This window comes from Stenotrophomonas sp. TWI819 (genome assembly GCF_039673075.1).
GTDB classification, from domain to species: domain Bacteria; phylum Pseudomonadota; class Gammaproteobacteria; order Xanthomonadales; family Xanthomonadaceae; genus Stenotrophomonas; species Stenotrophomonas rhizophila_B.
On the sequence record NZ_JBDJKY010000001.1, the window covers coordinates 187173 to 204019 of the forward strand.

Genomic DNA, 16847 nt, shown 5'->3' on the forward strand with positions numbered 1-16847 from the left:
CTCGACCCGGCGCGGTCAGAACCGCGCCGTCGCACCCACGAAGAAGGTGCGTGCACCGCCGTCGTAGTTGTTGCCTTCTTCGATGGTGGAGACATCGCCGAGGTTGAGCACGCCCGCGCGTACGGTCAGGTGCTCGTTGACGTCGTAGCCGGTGACCAGGTCCCAGGTGGTGTACGCCTTGGCGAACGTCGCACTGGTGGAGGACACCAGCTGCTCGCCGATGTGCTGCGCGCTCAGGTTGAGTGAGCAGGCATCGGTCACCTGCCAGTCCAGCGAGGTATTGGCGGTCAGCTTGGGCACCACCAGCAGGCTGGCGCCGGTGGTGCGGTTCTTCGATTCCAGCATGCGGGTGGCGTTGGTGACCCAGTTCAGTCGCTCATGCAGGGGCACGGTGACGCTGGCTTCGACGCCGCGGGTGCGGGCCTTCTGGATGTTCTGCGCGACCGTCCACCAGAACCCGTTGACGAAGCTGGTCGTCTGGCCCGGAATCTCGCGCAGCGGAACCTGCTGGATCTTGTCATCGAAATCGGTGAGGAAGTAGGTGGCCGAGGCCGACCAGCCGTTCTTGTCGAAGCCGACGCCCAGCTCGTAGTTGGTGCTGGTTTCCGGTTCCAGGTTCGGATTGCCGGCCATGTAGCAGCCGGTGGTGCCATCGGCGCTGACCGAGCGATTGGTCCAGCCTTCGGCGGTCAGGGCGGTGCAGCCGTTGCCACCGGACTGCGTCGCCGCGCCGGCCGTGCCCTGCTTCAGCGTGGGCGCACGGAAGCCCTGCGAGACACCACCGCGCACGGTCCAGTCATCGGACGGGTGCCACACGCCGTAGACGCGCGGGCTCAGGTTGTCGTCGTAATTGTCGGTGTTGTCCCAGCGCAGGCCCACGGTCAGGATGAAACGCTCGTGCAGGGTGATGTGGTCTTCGGCGAACAGCGCCCAGGAGTCGGCTTCGCTGACCGGGCTGATACGGCCGGTGCCGGTCCAGGTCACCGGCACGGTGCCGATGGTGTCGCCGTTCTTCAACTCTTCGCGCTTCCACTGGCCGCCCACATTCAAGCTCTGCTCGAAGCCCCAATGGAAGCTGCGGGTGAACGCGGTATCGAACACCGTCTCCTTGGAGTGGTTGCCGACGGCGCTGCCCTTGTCTTCGTAATCGTTCTGCACCAGCGTCGTCTTGGACGTGGCGGCATCGCCGTAGCGACCATCGTGCATGACCACGTAGCCTGTCTGCACCAGCTTGGACAGACCCCACGCGCCGACCGCACCGGCACCGCGGTTGCGCTGCTCGCCACGCGAGGCTTCAAAGCCAACGGTGTGGTCATCATTGACGCGCCAGTTCAGCAGGGCGTTGGCGTTCTCGGCCTTGTTGCCGGGCGTCTGGCGGCGGCCGGTATCCGATTCGCGGTTGGTGACATTGGCACCGACGCGCAGGCCCAGGTTCTCGGTCAGCGGACCACTGAACAGCGCGCCCATCTGGGTGGTATCGCCGCGGGTCGGGGAATCGGGCTTGCTGTAGTTGAAGGTGACCGAGCCGCCCCATTCGTCGGCGATCTTGCGGGTGATGATGTTGATCACCCCGCCCATCGCATCCGAGCCGTACAACGAGGACATCGGCCCGCGGACCACCTCGATGCGCTCGATCATGTCCGGCGAGAGCCAGTTCAGATCCTGAGGACCCAGATCATCGCGGTAGTTCACGCCGGAGGAATTGCCCTGGCGGCGGCCGTCGATGAGGATCAGGGTGTACTGCTCGGGCAGGCCGCGCAGGCGGATCTTGGACTGCGCGCCAGACAGCGCGTAGCCGCCGGTCACGCCGGGCACGGTGCTCAGCAGTTGGCCGATGCTGCTGACCGGCTTGCGTTCGATCTCCTCGCGGGTGATCACGCTGATGCTGGCGGGGGCGTCCTTGATCCACTGCTGGGCGCCGGTGGCGGTGACGACCACGGTATCCATCTGCCTGGCCGAGGCGGCGTCTGCAGCGGCATCCGCATGGGCCTGGCTGGCCAAGGCAAGACCAATGGCCACCGTCAGGGTGGCAACGGAACGACGGGAACGGGGAGAGGGGGGCAACATCGACGCAGTACTCCTGGGAAAGAGGGGTCCGCTGGCGATGGCTTGGGGACGTCCGTGTGGGAATTTCAACAACTCTTAACAATCGTATCACGAACCATTCGCATTTGAAATGTAAGGATACGTTTGCTGCAGGTCCCCTTGGTCAGCGCCAGCTGGGGGGTTCCCCTTTCTTCCAGCAGATCAGTACAAGCGCCACCACGACCGTCCAGGTGCACACCTGGAACGCCACGGGTTCTTTGAAGGGCGAGAACAAGAACGGACAGGCCACCAGCAGCGCGAACGCGATGGCGTAGACCACCCATCCCTGCCAGGCGCACGGAAGGCCCCATCCCCAGCCATGGGACCGCGCGACAAACCAGTAGTGCTTGTCTTTCATTCCACCAAGACCAATTGTCCGGCAACCACCGGCCGGAGTGCCAGCTTGTGGGTGATGCTGGTGATGGTCCGGCGCGGGTCGGTCGGGTGCGGCCGGGAGGCGGTGCTGCTTCTTCCCTGGCGCCACAGCCCGAACATCACGATCTCCGCGCCCACCGGGAAGGACTTCAGCCACGCCGCATCGGTGTGCCCGACGCTGACTTCGTAGAAATCCCGGCGGTCGGTCACGCCGGTGTGCTGATACTTCGGGGCACAGTTGAGGAAGGTGACGCCATGGGGGTCACCGGGCTGGGGCGTGCGATGTGACCGCACCGTCCCGAGCAGCGCCAGCGGCAGCTCGCTGGATGCCGTGCCAAGCCGCTCCCATGCTGCGTCGTAGCGGTCCTGCCCGTAGAGGAAATTCGCCCAATCGACCCGCTTCTTGCCCAGGCGCAGGGTCAGCTGCGCGGTCAGCAGCGTGTCGTCCTCGCACATCGCCTGCAGCGTGAGCAGGTCGCCGAGGGTGCGCAGGTAACCGTCGAGCGGTGCGTCTGCCGGGAGAAGGGTCGGTCCGGCGCTGCCCCGCTTCAGGGCCTGATGGAGGATCAACAAACGCAGCTCATGCCGGCCATCCCCCAGCGCAGGCAGGAACTCGGGATCGGTTCCGCTGGCGAGCAGGGCCTGCAGATGTGAGGGAGCGTTGTAGCGGCACCCTGGCAGATGCTCAGCCCCCTTGTTCAACGCGATGTACGCAGGAACCGAGGCGGGAAGGGCACCGTCGGCACCGCTCCTGTCGTGCGCCGGGACGAATCGCACCGGCACGTTGCAGCCATCGCAGAGCAACGTGGGCAGGGTCTGCTGCGCGTCATGCCGCTTCTGCAGGTCGGCCAGCCGGTGCAGGGTGCCGTGCGTTCCCACGGCCTTGCGCATCTTGATTCCGCGATTCATCTGCAACCACTGCTTCGTTCAATGGCGACCATCATAGTCGCTTGGATCAATTGCCCTGCGTCGCGAAACGCAGTGCCTGCTCAGCCCGGGTAGGACGGGAAGCGCTGATCCGGGTGCGTCTTCTTCCATTCGGTGTGGGCCACGGTGCCCTCCCACGCAAGGAAGGCACCGGGGATGCGCCCGCGGCCGGACCAGGTGGCACCGCTGTGCGGGAGCCAGAAGCGCGGCGGCAGCTCTTCGCGGGGGACTTTCGCTGGCTTGGCGCGTGCAACGGCGCTGGCCGATCCCTCGCTGCCCACCGCTGCCCGGATCCTGCGCTGTTGCTCCGGGCTGAAATCGGCGTAGGAGGAGCTGAGCAGCAGCAGTGCGCGCTCGAACGCCTCCTTCGTGGCGGCCCGCAGCAGCGCGCTTTCATCCATTCCCGATCGCGCTACCGCAGCTGCCAAGGTGGCCTTCATCTTCGACGCGGACGGGGTGGTGGAGGGCTTGCGGGGCATGGAATTCCAAAGAAGAAAGGACTGACGGTGGGCACCATAGCAAATGCCGGTGTGAAGTCATCTTTTCGCGTGCGATGCCGCCTGGAACAGCCGTTCCGCTGGTGCCCAGCCCTTCGACCAGGATCAGGGCCCCTTCGGTTCTGTACACCGCTGGGACACCTTGCGCCCCTCAACGAAGGCCCGTGTCGCGTTGGCGAAGCAGGATGGCGCAACCAATGCCAGCAGGTGCGCGCCACCGTCTACCGTGTGGAATGTCAGTGCCGTGGTTCTGGCGAGCTCGGCGGCATGCTCGCGGGCACCAGCGTAAGCCGTGTTCGGATCCAGCGTGCCGTGCACCACCAGCGTTTTTGGCAGGCCGGTTGGCGTTTTGCCGAACCACGCGTCGCGCGGATAGGGCGGCACCGGGCTGTCGACCAGCAAGCCCGGAATCGGACTGATGAACAGTTTCCCCTTCTCCTCGGCCTCCACCATGGCCTTGGTCAGCTCCGGCCGCGCGTTGTTTTCCGACGCGGCGATCAGCATCACCAGGGGCAGGGCAGGGCGATTGTCCCCGCCCTGTCCAAGCTGTGCCAATGCGGCATTCCAGTCGGTCACTGTGCGCTCCAGCGAGCGGGCATCGTCGCCGGACAGGTCCCGCGTCATCTGCGGAATGCGATCGCGCAGCACCGGGAAGCTCAGCAGCGCGCCATAGAACCGACGTAGGTCGCCGCCGGGTACCTGCTTACGCCATGACGCATCAGGTGCAGACGCAAGCAGCTGCGAGTACGTCGCCACATCAGGGCCGAGCAGCACCTGCCGCCCGACCTCGTCCACCAGTGCCGTGCGCCGACTCAAGTCCCACTGCTGGGTCGCCTCGGGGGGCACCAAGCCATCCAGAATGAGTCCGTCCAGCGGGAAGGGTGCAGCCTGCAACGCCCGCAACGCGAGCTGGGTGCCGTAGGAAACGCCGTACACCAGCAACTCGCCGCTGCCGCGTTGGCTTGTGATCAGAAGACCAAGGTCCTGCGCGGCTTCGGTGATGGAAAACGCCATGGTCCGTGTGGGGTTGGCGTACATCGCCCCGATGCACGGCCCCCATTCGGTCCCGGCAAGCGCGACACCGTCTGGGCTGTCGGGCGCCTCTTGAACCGGGCAGATACGCGATGACCGTCCGGTCCCGCGGTGATCGGCAATCACCAGGTCGAAGCCCGGGAACGCGCGCTGGTAAGTGGACAGCATCGGATACAGCGAGGCGCCTGCTTCGCCGGGACCGCCGGACAGCAACCAGACCTCTCCTCGCCTCGCCACATCGGTCGCGGCCGGTACTCGACGGACGAACAACGAGATCGTCTCGCCTTCCGGTGCGGCATGGCGCAGGGGGACCTGCACCGTCATGCAGCGCGAATCCCGCAGTTGCGGTGAAGGCGCGGCATCATCGCAGGACACCGGCGATGCGTGGATTTCTGCGTGGACCAACGAGGGCAGGGCGACCAGCAACACAACATATAGCGCGGCGCGAAGCATGGGCAACTGACATCGGTGGACGGAGCGTGACGATGCGGCTTTACCGGGTCCTCCTGCGAATGCCGGAAGTAACGTCCGGATGGCGTTCGAAGACCGGCCAGACTCCAACCTGAACAGGCGTCGGTTCAGTGGAGGGTACGCAATGTTCCGGCAACCTTCGGCTACCAGATTCAATTCCACACCGATACGTTTGGAGGATCCAACGATGCTCACCTCAACCGCTTTCAGCTTCCGTGGCCTGGCCATGGCACTGGCTCTGACCGCTGGCGTCATTGCCGCAGGGGATGCCTCCGCGCTTTCGCGCAAGGACAAGAACACACTGGTGGGTGCCGTCGTGGGTGGCGTCGCGGGGCACGTGCTGTCCAACGGCGACCCGCTGATGACCGCCGGCGGCGCGGTAGCCGGCGGCGCGATCGGCAATGTGACCACCAAGGATCGCCGCGACAACCGCGACTATCGCTACGACCGTGATCGCCGTTATGACCGCGACCATCGTTACGAGCGCACCAGCCGCCACGATCGTCGTCACGACCAGCGCCGTTGGGACCATGACCGCCGCAACCACAACCGCGGCTGGCGCTGATCGGGTAAGAACGGAATCCTGCCGCGGCCACCGACTCGGATGCATGCCCCCGTTCCGTATTAAAGCGTGCGCTTATTCCACCGCAGCGATGCGGTGAGTGGCATGACGGTCATTCGCCGCGCGTTGCCTCAAAGCGGTAGGGATTGCCCTGATCGGCAAAGCGCAGCACATAGCGCGCAATGCGTGTCTTGCCGTCGGACAACACATAGTCCACCTGCAGGCCGGTCCGAGGGTGTTCCTGGTCAGCGCCGAGGTAGGTGTTGCTCGGATAGCTGAAGCCGTCATGGGGCGCTTCCCGTATGGCTGCACAGGTGGCAAACAGCGGCGGCAGGGTGTACAGCCGCTCACCATGCAACAACAGCACCGCTGTGTAGCGGACGGCTGTGCCACTGCTGGAGTAGCGCATATCCAGGCAAACCGACGTGCCGCGCTGCCAGGCCGTTACGGCGGTCAGGTTCTCCGGGTCGATCGGCGTCTCGCTGCGCCACTGTGGTGACGCCAGGTTCACGGCGCGGCTCAGGGGCCAGCGCCGCGTCCCCACCATCAACGTTTGGCCATCAAAGGCAACATCGAGGCCGCCCTTGGGCGGCGTCATGGGCAGATCGCCGGGCGTGGTCCACAACGGTGGGTCGTACCGGCGCAGCGCCTGGTGCATGGAGGTCACCCAGATGCAGTGCCGGGGTGATTCCGTGCAAGGCATGGCCAGCGACGTTCCCGATTCCGGAAACATGGCACCGCCGAGTGACCGGTAGAAATCGCCATAGTTGGTAAAGAAAACAGGTTCGGCCTGGGCCGCCGCCGGCAGGCATACGCTGAGCAGGACAGCCAACGCACGGGGGAGGGGGGACATTGTGCATTCCATGCGGGTAGTGGCATTCAGGGTCTTGCGCAGTGCAGGCGAACCCGCGGAAGTGAGCGGGCACAGGATGATCAATGAGGCATCGACGATCCGCAAGGCGGGGTGCCGGGGGAGCTTACGATCGCGGGGACCGGCTGGACGCTGGCTTGGACATGGCGATACGTGTGTGCGTATCGGTAGGACGAGAGACCCGGTGCCCATTGCCAAGGGTGGCCGGCGGCGTTCGCCGCCAGCCTACGGACGCGGGAGGGGACCCGCCCGGTTCTTCAGAAGTAGTAGGCAGCGGAGAAGGCCACGATGTCCGTGCCGACATCGTATTTGCCTTGCAGCGTGCTGCCCGTCGCCGACACCAGCGACACCTCGGGCTCATCAACGAAGAGATGGGTGTAGCCAAAGCTGTACTCGGCCGACTCGGACGCACGATAGGTAGCGCCCAAGGACAGCCATTTGCGATCGGTGTCGGGCACGCGCACATCGCGGATGTCGTCGGTGACCGGGCTTTGATCAGTCGCTACGCCCGCACGCAGGGTCAGCTTTTCGTTGTACCGATACTCTGCACCGATCGAAGCGAAGGTCGTATCGCGATACCCGAAGTCCAAGGTCCGCGTCGGCTGTGCTGAGTCGAAGTCCAGCCGCACTTCCGCGAACTTGGACCAGCCTGTGCGCGTGACATCGGCCATGACCGTCCAGCGATCATTGACGTGATGACTGATGCTGCCGGTCAGCGTGGCGGGAAGATTGAGCGCTGTGCTGGCGTGCGTGTCGACGAACCATCCCGGGCGGGCCGCTGCCAAGAAGGGTGCAGCACTGGTTGGAACGCCGAAGCTGATATCCGCATCGTTGAGCTTGTGATCGACCTTGGACCGGTAAGCAATGCCGATATTGGTTCCTTCCACTGGCGTGAAAAGACCGCCCAGCGTGAAGCCAACCGCGTCGTCCTTGGCCTCGATGCGGGTGTAGCCATCAGCACTGCCGGGGGAAAAGCCAGGCGCCCTCGCGCCGGCCAAGACCGCGCCAAAGTCGACGGCATCGTAGAGTTCGGCTTCTGCGCGTTCGATGAAGACCGAGGCCCCGAAGGACACATAGGGATTTACGTCATAGGAGAACGAGACGCCCAGGTCGACGGCCTTGATCTCCGTCTTGATCCCGTTGTATCGACCGATCCAGTTGCTGTCGTATTCGGTCTTGAAGCCAAAAGGTGCCGTCACCGAAAGCCCGAGGTGAGCCTTGTCACCCAAAGGGGTGTGAAAATACAGCGCCGGGACCGGACTCGTGTCGCCAGCGTCACCCCCATCACTTCCCGATTGAGGACGGCCCAGGGCGTCCCGGCCTTGGCCCTTGAAGTCGATCGTGTAGTTCACAACGCTTGCATCGGCTTGAAAAACCCGACCCTCCAGCAAGCGCATTGCTGCGGGGTTATCGGCAATGACCGATGCGTCGCCTGGCGCGCTGATCGAGCCCGCGAACGCCCGACCCAGGCCCTTGGCGCTCTTTTCCTTCAGCTGGAATGCCGCAGCGCTTGCGTTGTCAGCCGCGCTGGCCAAAGCACCCAGCAACGCGAGTGCGAGCATCGTTTTTGTGGTCATTGCTTGCCCTCCACAGGCAAATGTCGATCCGAGAGTGCGCAGGTGAGGAGATATCCGGGACCCAGACGTCATTCCTACCGGCGCGAGTGGCCCGCCGTTGTGCCCAGGAATGCCTGACATCAGGTTCCCATCCGCCAGCAGGCAGTGCCGGATTCTTTGTCTGGTGACCAATAAAGTCAAGCGTCACATTGTGGGTGCTATTTTGTGAACCAATACCCGAATGGTCACCATTTGCCCGCATCCCTGCTCAGCGCTACTCTTGCCTCATGTCTACTTCAATCTCCGCAGCGCTCGATACCGAGCGCGGCCCCGCTGAGCATGATGTGCGCACCCAGATCATCCAGGCTGCCACCGCCCATTTCAGCCACTACGGCTACGACAAGACCACGGTCTCGGACCTGGCCAAAGCCATTGGCTTCTCCAAGGCCTACATCTACAAGTTTTTCGCCTCCAAGCAGGCGATCGGGGAGGTGATCTGCGCCAATTGCCTCGCCCAGATCGAAAGCGACGTACATGCCGCCTTGGAAGGGGTTGAAGCGGCGCCGGACCGGCTTCGGGTGCTCTTCACCGCCATCGTGGACGCCAGTCTTCGCTTGTTCGTCCAGGATCGCCGGCTCTATGAAATTGCCGTGGCCGCCGCGACGGATCGATGGCCGTCGACCCAGGCCTACCAAGGCCGCATCCGGGATCTGGTCGAAGTGATCCTGAAACAGGGGCGCGCCTCTGGGGTATTTGAGACCAGAACGCCGCTCGACGAAACCAGTCGCGCGGTGTACCAGGTGTTGGTGCCTTATCTGAACCCAGTGACGCTTCCACACCTCTCGGGCCTGCACGCTGAAGCGCCGCTGGCGCTGCAGGAACTGGTCCTTCGGAGTCTCGCGCCGCACTCGTAGTGACTATTGACTCAGATAGTCACTAGGAACAGAATGCGTCCGGATACCCCACTCCGGAAGGCCGTATGCGTCGCCGTTTTGTAGTCCTAGCCATCTCCTGCGTTGCTACGTTGTTCCTTGTGGCCTGCGGCACGTCGGACGACATCGACCCCCGCACCGCGCCCCCCATCGTCCGGGTCGCCCAGGTCCACGCGGGCGCGGGAAACGCACGCACGTTTACGGGCACGATCGCCGCACGGGTGCAGAGCGACCTGGCGTTCCGAGTGGGAGGCAAGATCACCGAACGCCTCGTCGAGACCGGGCAGACCGTCAAGCGTGGTGACGTGCTTTACCGGATCGATCCCATCGATCTGAATCTGGCCGCGGCGTCCCAGCAGCAAGCGGTGATTGCGGCTCGGGCGCAGAGCGTTCAGGCCATTGCCGACGAAGCGCGGTATCGCGATCTGGCCGCCAAGGGCGTCGTGTCCCGGTCGGCCTATGATCAGATCAAGGCGGCGGCGGAGGCGGCCTCAGCGCAGCTCAGGGCAGCCGAAGCGCAAGCCCGGGTAGCGCGTAATGCCAGTCAATACACCGCGCTCGTTGCCGATGCTGATGGGGTGGTCATGACCATCTCCGCTGAGCCCGGTCAGGTTGTGGCGGCGGGGCAGATCGTCGCCCGGCTTGCCCGTGCAGGCAGCAGGGAGGCAGTGGTCCAACTGCCCGAGACGCTGCGTCCCCAGATCGGCTCTGCGGCGTCAGCCTCCTCGTTCGGGGGAAGCGGGAAGATCCCCGCACGGTTGCGCGTGCTCTCTGAATCGGCAGACCCGGCCACCCGAACCTTCGAAGCCCGTTACACGCTGGAAGAGGGCAGCACCCCATTGCCGCTGGGTTCCACGGTGGCGGTCGAGCTTGCTGGCGCAGAACCTGTCGGCGTCTCGGCCGGAGTTGAGGTTCCACTGGGCGCGCTGTTCGATCCCGGCACCGGAACCGGCGTATGGGTAATCAGCGGTGAGCCGCTCAAGGCCCATTGGACGCCGGTCGCGGTCAAGCAGCTGGGCGACGACCAGGCCTTGGTGGAGGGCGCTTTGAAGGCCTCGGATCGCGTGGCGGCGCTTGGCGCACATATGCTCCGCGAAGGGCAGGTGGTTCGCCTGGCTGACAGCGCCAACAGCACCGCTGCGAACGGAGCCGGTCAGTGAGTGGGTTCAATCTGTCGGCGCTTGCGGTGCGCGAGCGTGCCATCACGGTCTTTTTGATCTTTCTGATTTCCGTGGCCGGCATCGTGTCCTTCTTCCAGCTCGGTCGCGCTGAGGACCCTGCGTTCACGGTCAAGGTCATGACCATCGTGACGGCCTGGCCGGGCGCCACGCCCGCGGAAATGCAGGACCAGGTCGCCGAGAAGCTGGAAAAGCGCCTGCAGGAGCTGCGTTGGTATGACCGCAGCGAAACCTATACGCGGCCTGGGCTGTCCTTCACCACGTTGACATTGCAGGACGGCACGCCGCCTTCGGAGGTGCAGGAGGAGTTCTACCAGGCGCGCAAGAAGATGGCCGACGAAGCGGCGAACCTGCCCGCAGGCGTGATCGGTCCGATGGTCAACGACGAATACGCGGATGTCACGTTTGCGCTGTTTGCGTTGAAAGCGAAGGGCGAACCATTCCGCGCGTTGGCGCGCGATGCCGAAACCCTGCGCCAGCGCTTGCTGCACGTGCCCGGTGTGAAGAAGGTCAACATCATCGGTGAGCAGTCCGAGCGCATCTATGTGGAGCTTTCCCACGAGCGGTTGGCGAATTTGGGCATCACGCCGCAGGACGTATTTGGGGCACTGAACGGACAAAATGCCCTGACGCCCGCGGGCTCGGTCGAGGCCAAGGGCCCGCAGATCTTCATTCGCCTCGATGGCGCACTGGATCAGCTGGACAAGATTCGCAACACGCCTGTTGTGGCACAGGGAAAGACGCTGAAACTGCGGGACATTGCCACCGTCAAGCGTGGCTATGAAGATCCGTCGACCTTCATGATCCGCAACGGCGGCGAGCCGGCCATGCTGCTGGGCATCGTCATGCGCGACGGCTGGAATGGCCTGGATCTTGGCACCTCACTCGATGCGGAGGTCAAGAAGATCAATGACGGGCTTCCTGTCGGGATGGCGCTGGACAAGGTCACCGATCAGGCCGTGAACATCAGCGCGTCGGTCGACGAGTTCATGATGAAGTTCTTCGCCGCGCTGCTGGTGGTGATGCTGGTGTGCTTTGTCAGCATGGGCTGGCGGGTGGGTGTCGTGGTCGCTGCGGCAGTGCCGCTGACGCTGGCTGCCGTGTTCATGGTCATGGCCGCAACCGGCAAGAACTTCGACCGCATCACGCTTGGCTCGCTGATCCTGGCGCTTGGCCTGCTGGTGGACGACGCGATCATCGCCATTGAAATGATGGTGGTGAAGATGGAGGAGGGCTACAGCCGGGTCAAGGCATCGGCCTATGCATGGAGCCATACGGCAGCACCCATGCTGGCTGGCACCTTGGTGACTGCGGTGGGCTTCATGCCCAATGGCTTTGCACGGTCCACCGCGGGCGAGTACACCAGCAACATGTTCTGGATCGTGGGTATTGCGCTGATCGTGTCCTGGGTGGTCGCGGTGTTCTTCACCCCCTATCTGGGCGTGAAGCTTCTGCCTGAACTCAAGACCGTGGAAGGCGGTCACAGCAGTCTCTACGACACGCCGCGCTACAACCGTTTCCGTTCGATCCTGGCACGTGTGATCGCGCGCAAGTGGCTTGCCGCAGGCTCGGTGATTGCACTGTTCGTGCTCTCGGTAGTGGGTATGGGGCTGGTCAAAAAACAGTTCTTCCCCATCTCTGATCGCCCGGAGGTGTTAGTCGAGGTGCAGATGCCCTACGGCACCGCCATCGAACAGACCAGCCTGGCAACCAAAAAGGTCGAGGACTGGCTTTCGAAGCAGGACGAATCGAAGATCGTCACGGCTTACATCGGTCAGGGCGCGCCCCGGTTCTATCTCGCCATCTCGCCGGAACTGCCGGACCCCGCCTTTGCCAAGATCGTGGTGCGCACCGACAGCCAGGAACAGCGCGATGCACTGAAAGCCAAGCTTCGTCAGGCCGTGGCCGAGGGCTTGGCGCCTGAGGCGCGGGTGCGCGTGACCCAGCTGGTGTTTGGGCCTTACTCGCCCTATCCGGTGGCCTACCGTGTCAGTGGTCCGGAACCGGACGTCATTCGGGGCATTGCGGCCAAGGTCGAGCAGACCCTGCACGCCAGCCCGATGATGCGCACTGTGAATACCGATTGGGGCGTGCGCACGCCGACGCTGCACTTCACGCTGGATCAGGACCGTCTGCAAGCGATGGGGATGACGTCGGCATCCGTCTCACAGCAATTGCAGTTCTTCCTGAGCGGGGTGCCGGTCACTGCCGTTCGTGAGGACATCCGCACCGTCGAGGTTGTTGCTCGGTCAGGCGGGGACACGCGGCTGGATCCTGCCCGGATTGCGGACTTCACCCTTGTCGGGGCTGCTGGCCAGCGCGTGCCGCTGTCCCAGATCGGCACGGTAGAGGTTCGAATGGAAGAGCCGGTGCTGCGCCGCCGTGATCGGGTGCCCACCATCACCGTGCGCGGTGACATTGACGATGCGTTGCAGCCACCGGACGTATCCGCCGCGATCAGCAAGCAGCTTGAGCCCCTCATTGCCTCGCTGCCCGAGGGCTACGCCATTGCCCAGGCCGGGTCCATCGAGGAATCGGGCAAGGCTATGAGCGCCATGCTGCCACTGTTCCCGATCATGCTGGCGGTGACCCTGCTGATCATCATCCTGCAAGTGCGGTCCATCTCGGCAATGATCATGGTCTTCATGACCAGTCCGTTGGGGCTGATCGGCGTGGTGCCGACCCTGCTGCTGTTCCAGCAGCCGTTCGGCATCAATGCGCTGGTGGGATTGATTGCGTTGTCGGGCATCTTGATGCGCAACACGCTCATCCTCATCGGCCAGATTCACGAGAACGAAGAAGCCGGGATGGAAACCTTCCACGCCATCATCGAGGCGACGGTTCACCGTGCGCGCCCGGTGATCCTGACGTCCCTGGCAGCAGTGCTTGCCTTCATTCCGCTGACCCATTCGGTGTTCTGGGGAACGCTTGCCTACACGTTGATCGGCGGCACCATCGCCGGCACCGTGATGACGCTGGTCTTCCTGCCGGCGATGTATGCCATCTGGTTCAAGGTCCGAGCGGAGAAGACCCCCGCTGCCTGATATTGGCGCGGACCTCTTTTATATGGGAAGTGACACATGAGCATTGCTGACAAAGACCGCATCGTGGTGACCGGAATGGGCGTGGTCAGCCCACTCGGCTGCGGGGTTGAAACCGTGTGGTCCCGTCTATTGGCGGGGCGCTCCGGCATCGGATCGCTGGGTGCTGATCTTGCGGCCGGAACCGGATGTGAAGTCGGCGGCCGTGTGCCTGACCGCGTTCAAGACCCGGAGGCGGGCTTTGATTCCACCGGGATCATCGCGCCAAAAGACCTCAAAAAGATGGACCGGTTCGTCGAATTCGCGTTGGTCGCCGCCCACGAAGCGCTCGAGCAGGCGGGCTGGCGCGCGGCCGATGAGCGAGGGCTGTTGCGAACGGCGACCGTGATCGCCACCGGGATCGGCGGGTTTGGATCCATTGTCAATGCGGTCCACACCACCGAAAGCCGTGGGCCTGGTCGATTGTCGCCGTTCACTGCGCCCACCTTCCTGGCCAACATGGCGTCTGGGCAGGCATCGATCCGCTACGGGTTCAAGGGACCGCAGGGTGCGCCGGTCACGGCGTGCGCCGCGGGCGTCCAGGCGATCGGCGACGCAGCGCGCCTCATCCGGGCCGGAGAGGCTGACATCGCGCTGTGCGGTGGTGCGGAGGCCGCGATGCACCGGGTCAGCCTGGGCGGCTTCGCGGCGGCCAAGGCGCTCAGCACGTCGTTCAACGACACCCCCCAGGCCGCCTCTCGCCCCTTCGATGCGCAGCGGGACGGGTTCGTCATGTCGGAAGGGGCAGGGTTGCTGGTCATTGAGCGGCTGGACCACGCCCTGGCCCGTGGCGCCAGGCCGCTCGCCGAGCTGGTGGGCTACGGCACAACCTCTGATGCCTACCATCTGACGGCCGGTCCCGACGACGGCAGTGGCGCGCGGCGGGCGATGGAGATTGCGCTGGCGCAGGCGGGCATCACGCCGGCGCAGGTGGATCACATCAATGCGCATGCGACCTCTACGCAGGTAGGTGATCGGGCAGAGCTCGCGGCGATGCGTGCGCTGTTTGGTTCACGCCCCGATCTTCTGATCTCCGCCACCAAGTCCAGCACGGGCCACCTGCTCGGAGCGGCTGGCGGCATCGAGGCCATCTTCACCGTTCTTGCCCTGCGTGATCAGGTTGCGCCCGCGACCCTCAATCTCGTCCGTCCTGACGCGCTGGCAGAAGGGCTCTCAATCGTCGCCGGTCAGCCACAGAAGGCAGATATCGAGTTTGCCCTGAGTAACGGGTTTGGGTTTGGCGGCGTCAATGCCAGTGTGCTGTTCCGACGCCTATGAACGCGGCCGCCTCAACCGCCTTCGCAAGCAAAACCACGCTGCGCTGGGAGAGTGCCAGGGCGCAGAGCCGACGGTGCATCCTGGACGCGGCCGCTACCGTGTTCGCAGAGGAAGGGTTTGAGGGCGCAACGATGAGGCGCATCGCTGACGTCTGTGGCGTCACCAAGGTCACGATCTACGCGCATTATCGTGACAAAGAGCGCCTCTACAAGACGGTCATGGACAGCCATCTCGCAGCGATGCCGTCGGGTGAGCCCGACATGCAGGGAACGGCAGGCCTGGGCGACGCGCTGATGCGCATCAGTAGTGGTATCGGACGACTGGCCGCAGATGCTTCCTGTCGGGCATTCTGCGCCTCGTTGTCGCGCTCCATTTACGCCAGTGAGGTCTACATCGAACATTGGAACGCGATGCTGGAGCCGTATCTCACGTGTGCGGAGCAAGCGTTTGCGAAGGCTTCAGTCCGCGCGAGCAATGCCGGTGACAGCGAGAAGTTCCTCACGCTCCTCCTTGCAGGGCATGGCCTGCCTGGTGGGGCCAGGCCCGTGGCCGAGTGCGGTGCAACCGTCGCGCTTTTTGTGCGGGCCTATGACGCCTTCGGGCAGTAACCCGTATGGCTTAGAATCGGCCTGAAACCTGCCATCGGATCGTCAAGGAGACGTGCCTGCAATGATAAGGATATCCATGCCCACTTTCCTCGCCACTGCGTTTTCCTCTGTCGGCTTGACGACGTTTGCTGCAGCGACCGAGGCGCTGCCCACCGGATTGGAGCTGGCGCTCCACCGCGTAGCGGCCGTCGCGCAGGCGCCCGCCTCGAAGCAGGCAGCAGAGACATTGTGGGGAACGCCGTTGGATGCGCCCGTGGTGCTGCATGACCGCACCACCGGAACAAGTTGGCGTTTGAATGCCGTCACTGGCGGTGTGGAGTCTGTTGCGCTGCGCAAGGATCAACCGCCCGCGAACACCTGCATCGAAATCGACGGCACCTCCAACGTGCTGTTGGTGCTGCCTTTGCCCGTGGACAACGACGGACTCGCGACCCTGTTCTGGCATGAACAATGGCACTGCGTGCAGACAGCGCTTGGACTCTCGGCGTCTGAAGGCGATACAGCGCATCTGGATGACGAGAGTGGCCGAACGGCAGTGCGATTGGAGCTGCGTGCGCTCGGGCAGGCGCTGTCCGCGACCGATGACGGCGACAGCCGAAGGCATATTGCGGCCGCGTTGCGGTTCCGGGCGCTTCGATCTGGAGGTGTGGCGTCGGGCGCCCGCGCGCTCGCCGAAGAAGCGAAGGTTGAACGCAACGAGGGCCTTGCCGAGTACACAGGCCGCAAGGTGGCGGCCGCTGCCAACGGAGAGAGTGTGCGGCCCGCGTTGGTGAGGTCGCTGGCTGCGGCAGATGCCTCGGCAAGCTATGTCCGCTCGGCGGCGTACGTGACCGGGCCGGCGTACGGCGTTCTGCTGGATCGTTGGTCCCCAGGCTGGCGCAGCGGACTGTCGACCACGTCCGACCTGCCCGGGCTGCTTACCGATCAAATCGGGATGCCGCCCAGCGCGTCCGTTCTCGAGGACGTCGGGCGCGGTTATGGGATGGACGAGGTGCGTGCGCAGGAGCAGGAGCGCGCAGCGATCCGGGCGCAGCGCAGTGCTGTGTATCGCGAACGGTTCCTCGGAAGCGATGCCGTTCGGCTGCCACTGAGCAAGCCCTCCGCGTCGTTCGATCCGCGCGCGCTCTTTCCGCTGGGCGAGTCGGGAACGGTCTATACGCCGCTGACGGTGCGCGACGAATGGGGCGAGCTGACGGCGGAGTCTGGTGCATTGCTGTCGAAAGACTGGGCGCTCGTGACCCTGGGCGGCGGGGCGCTTGCTGGTGGTGCCTCGAACTGGACAGGACCAGGCTGGACCCTCGCTCTCAGCGAGGGCTGGCAACTGGAGAGGGACTCTGACGGGTGGCGTCTGACGCGCCGGAAGGAAGACGGTAACCGCAGGTAGAAGAGGTTCTG

Annotated in this window: 14 protein-coding genes; 7 read left to right on the forward strand and 7 right to left on the reverse strand. The window is 64.3% G+C overall.

The window, feature by feature from the left end:
• Nucleotides 1-15 precede the first annotated feature (15 nt).
• From ABE463_RS00895 to ABE463_RS00915, 5 genes are all read right to left on the reverse strand, one after another.
• Nucleotides 16-2067, reverse strand: coding sequence for a TonB-dependent receptor (locus tag ABE463_RS00895; RefSeq protein ID WP_346466899.1), 2052 nt, complete (start codon nucleotides 2065-2067; stop codon nucleotides 16-18).
• Nucleotides 2068-2209: 142 nt separating this feature from the next.
• Nucleotides 2210-2443 (reverse strand): hypothetical protein, encoded by a 234-nt coding sequence (locus tag ABE463_RS00900; protein ID WP_346466900.1) that lies wholly within the window; start codon nucleotides 2441-2443, stop codon nucleotides 2210-2212.
• Nucleotides 2440-3369 carry a hypothetical protein gene (locus ABE463_RS00905; protein ID WP_346466901.1) on the reverse strand — a complete coding sequence of 310 codons (930 nt, stop codon included), beginning with the start codon at nucleotides 3367-3369 and terminating at the stop codon, nucleotides 2440-2442. Before ABE463_RS00905 ends, ABE463_RS00900 begins: the two co-directional genes overlap by 4 nt.
• An 80-nt stretch (nucleotides 3370-3449) precedes the next feature.
• Nucleotides 3450-3866 carry an H-NS family nucleoid-associated regulatory protein gene (locus tag ABE463_RS00910; RefSeq protein WP_346466902.1) on the reverse strand — a complete coding sequence of 139 codons (417 nt, stop codon included), beginning with the start codon at nucleotides 3864-3866 and terminating at the stop codon, nucleotides 3450-3452.
• Between the two features lie 123 nt (nucleotides 3867-3989).
• Nucleotides 3990-5369 (reverse strand): alpha/beta fold hydrolase, encoded by a 1380-nt coding sequence (locus tag ABE463_RS00915; RefSeq protein ID WP_346466903.1) that lies wholly within the window; start codon nucleotides 5367-5369, stop codon nucleotides 3990-3992.
• A gap of 205 nt (nucleotides 5370-5574) precedes the next feature.
• Here ABE463_RS00915 and ABE463_RS00920 point away from each other — a divergent pair, with 205 nt between their 5' ends.
• Nucleotides 5575-5952 (forward strand): glycine zipper 2TM domain-containing protein, encoded by a 378-nt coding sequence (locus tag ABE463_RS00920; protein WP_346466904.1) that lies wholly within the window; start codon nucleotides 5575-5577, stop codon nucleotides 5950-5952.
• 109 nt (nucleotides 5953-6061) lie between these two features.
• Here ABE463_RS00920 and ABE463_RS00925 read toward each other — a convergent pair whose 3' ends face one another.
• Nucleotides 6062-6802, reverse strand: a complete 741-nt coding sequence (locus ABE463_RS00925; RefSeq protein ID WP_346466905.1) for a hypothetical protein — start codon at nucleotides 6800-6802, stop codon at nucleotides 6062-6064.
• Nucleotides 6803-7077: 275 nt separating this feature from the next.
• Nucleotides 7078-8397, reverse strand: a complete 1320-nt coding sequence (locus ABE463_RS00930) for an outer membrane protein transport protein (RefSeq protein ID WP_346466906.1) — start codon at nucleotides 8395-8397, stop codon at nucleotides 7078-7080.
• A 266-nt stretch (nucleotides 8398-8663) separates the two neighbouring features.
• Between ABE463_RS00930 and ABE463_RS00935 the strand changes: the two genes are divergently transcribed.
• From ABE463_RS00935 to ABE463_RS00960, 6 genes are all read left to right on the forward strand, one after another.
• Nucleotides 8664-9290 (forward strand): TetR/AcrR family transcriptional regulator, encoded by a 627-nt coding sequence (locus tag ABE463_RS00935; RefSeq protein WP_346466907.1) that lies wholly within the window; start codon nucleotides 8664-8666, stop codon nucleotides 9288-9290.
• Between the two features lie 65 nt (nucleotides 9291-9355).
• Complete coding sequence (locus ABE463_RS00940) at nucleotides 9356-10468, forward strand: efflux RND transporter periplasmic adaptor subunit (protein ID WP_346466908.1); 1113 nt, start codon at nucleotides 9356-9358, stop codon at nucleotides 10466-10468.
• Nucleotides 10465-13530 carry an efflux RND transporter permease subunit gene (locus tag ABE463_RS00945; RefSeq protein WP_346466909.1) on the forward strand — a complete coding sequence of 1022 codons (3066 nt, stop codon included), beginning with the start codon at nucleotides 10465-10467 and terminating at the stop codon, nucleotides 13528-13530. The genes ABE463_RS00940 and ABE463_RS00945 overlap by 4 nt, the downstream gene beginning before the upstream one ends.
• 36 nt (nucleotides 13531-13566) lie before the next feature.
• Nucleotides 13567-14844, forward strand: a complete 1278-nt coding sequence (gene fabF / locus ABE463_RS00950) for a beta-ketoacyl-ACP synthase II (RefSeq protein ID WP_346466910.1) — start codon at nucleotides 13567-13569, stop codon at nucleotides 14842-14844.
• Complete coding sequence (locus tag ABE463_RS00955; protein WP_346466911.1) at nucleotides 14841-15452, forward strand: helix-turn-helix domain-containing protein; 612 nt, start codon at nucleotides 14841-14843, stop codon at nucleotides 15450-15452. The genes fabF and ABE463_RS00955 overlap by 4 nt, the downstream gene beginning before the upstream one ends.
• A 76-nt stretch (nucleotides 15453-15528) precedes the next feature.
• A complete protein-coding gene (locus ABE463_RS00960) occupies nucleotides 15529-16836 on the forward strand; it encodes a hypothetical protein (RefSeq protein ID WP_346466912.1) in 1308 nt (435 codons plus the stop codon).
• Nucleotides 16837-16847 lie beyond the last annotated feature (11 nt).

Bases quoted from the DNA above. Each gene is read 5' to 3' on its own strand.
- ABE463_RS00895 (WP_346466899.1), bottom strand. From the start codon at position 2,067: ATGTTGCCCCCCTCTCCCCGTTCCCGTCGTTCCGTTGCCACCCTGACG.
- ABE463_RS00900 (WP_346466900.1), bottom strand. From the start codon at position 2,443: ATGAAAGACAAGCACTACTGGTTTGTCGCGCGGTCCCATGGCTGGGGA.
- ABE463_RS00905 (WP_346466901.1), bottom strand. From the start codon at position 3,369: ATGAATCGCGGAATCAAGATGCGCAAGGCCGTGGGAACGCACGGCACC.
- ABE463_RS00910 (WP_346466902.1), bottom strand. From the start codon at position 3,866: ATGCCCCGCAAGCCCTCCACCACCCCGTCCGCGTCGAAGATGAAGGCC.
- ABE463_RS00915 (WP_346466903.1), bottom strand. From the start codon at position 5,369: ATGCTTCGCGCCGCGCTATATGTTGTGTTGCTGGTCGCCCTGCCCTCG.
- ABE463_RS00920 (WP_346466904.1), top strand. From the start codon at position 5,575: ATGCTCACCTCAACCGCTTTCAGCTTCCGTGGCCTGGCCATGGCACTG.
- ABE463_RS00925 (WP_346466905.1), bottom strand. From the start codon at position 6,802: ATGTCCCCCCTCCCCCGTGCGTTGGCTGTCCTGCTCAGCGTATGCCTG.
- ABE463_RS00930 (WP_346466906.1), bottom strand. From the start codon at position 8,397: ATGACCACAAAAACGATGCTCGCACTCGCGTTGCTGGGTGCTTTGGCC.
- ABE463_RS00935 (WP_346466907.1), top strand. From the start codon at position 8,664: ATGTCTACTTCAATCTCCGCAGCGCTCGATACCGAGCGCGGCCCCGCT.
- ABE463_RS00940 (WP_346466908.1), top strand. From the start codon at position 9,356: ATGCGTCGCCGTTTTGTAGTCCTAGCCATCTCCTGCGTTGCTACGTTG.
- fabF (WP_346466910.1), top strand. From the start codon at position 13,567: ATGAGCATTGCTGACAAAGACCGCATCGTGGTGACCGGAATGGGCGTG.
- ABE463_RS00955 (WP_346466911.1), top strand. From the start codon at position 14,841: ATGAACGCGGCCGCCTCAACCGCCTTCGCAAGCAAAACCACGCTGCGC.
- ABE463_RS00960 (WP_346466912.1), top strand. From the start codon at position 15,529: ATGCCCACTTTCCTCGCCACTGCGTTTTCCTCTGTCGGCTTGACGACG.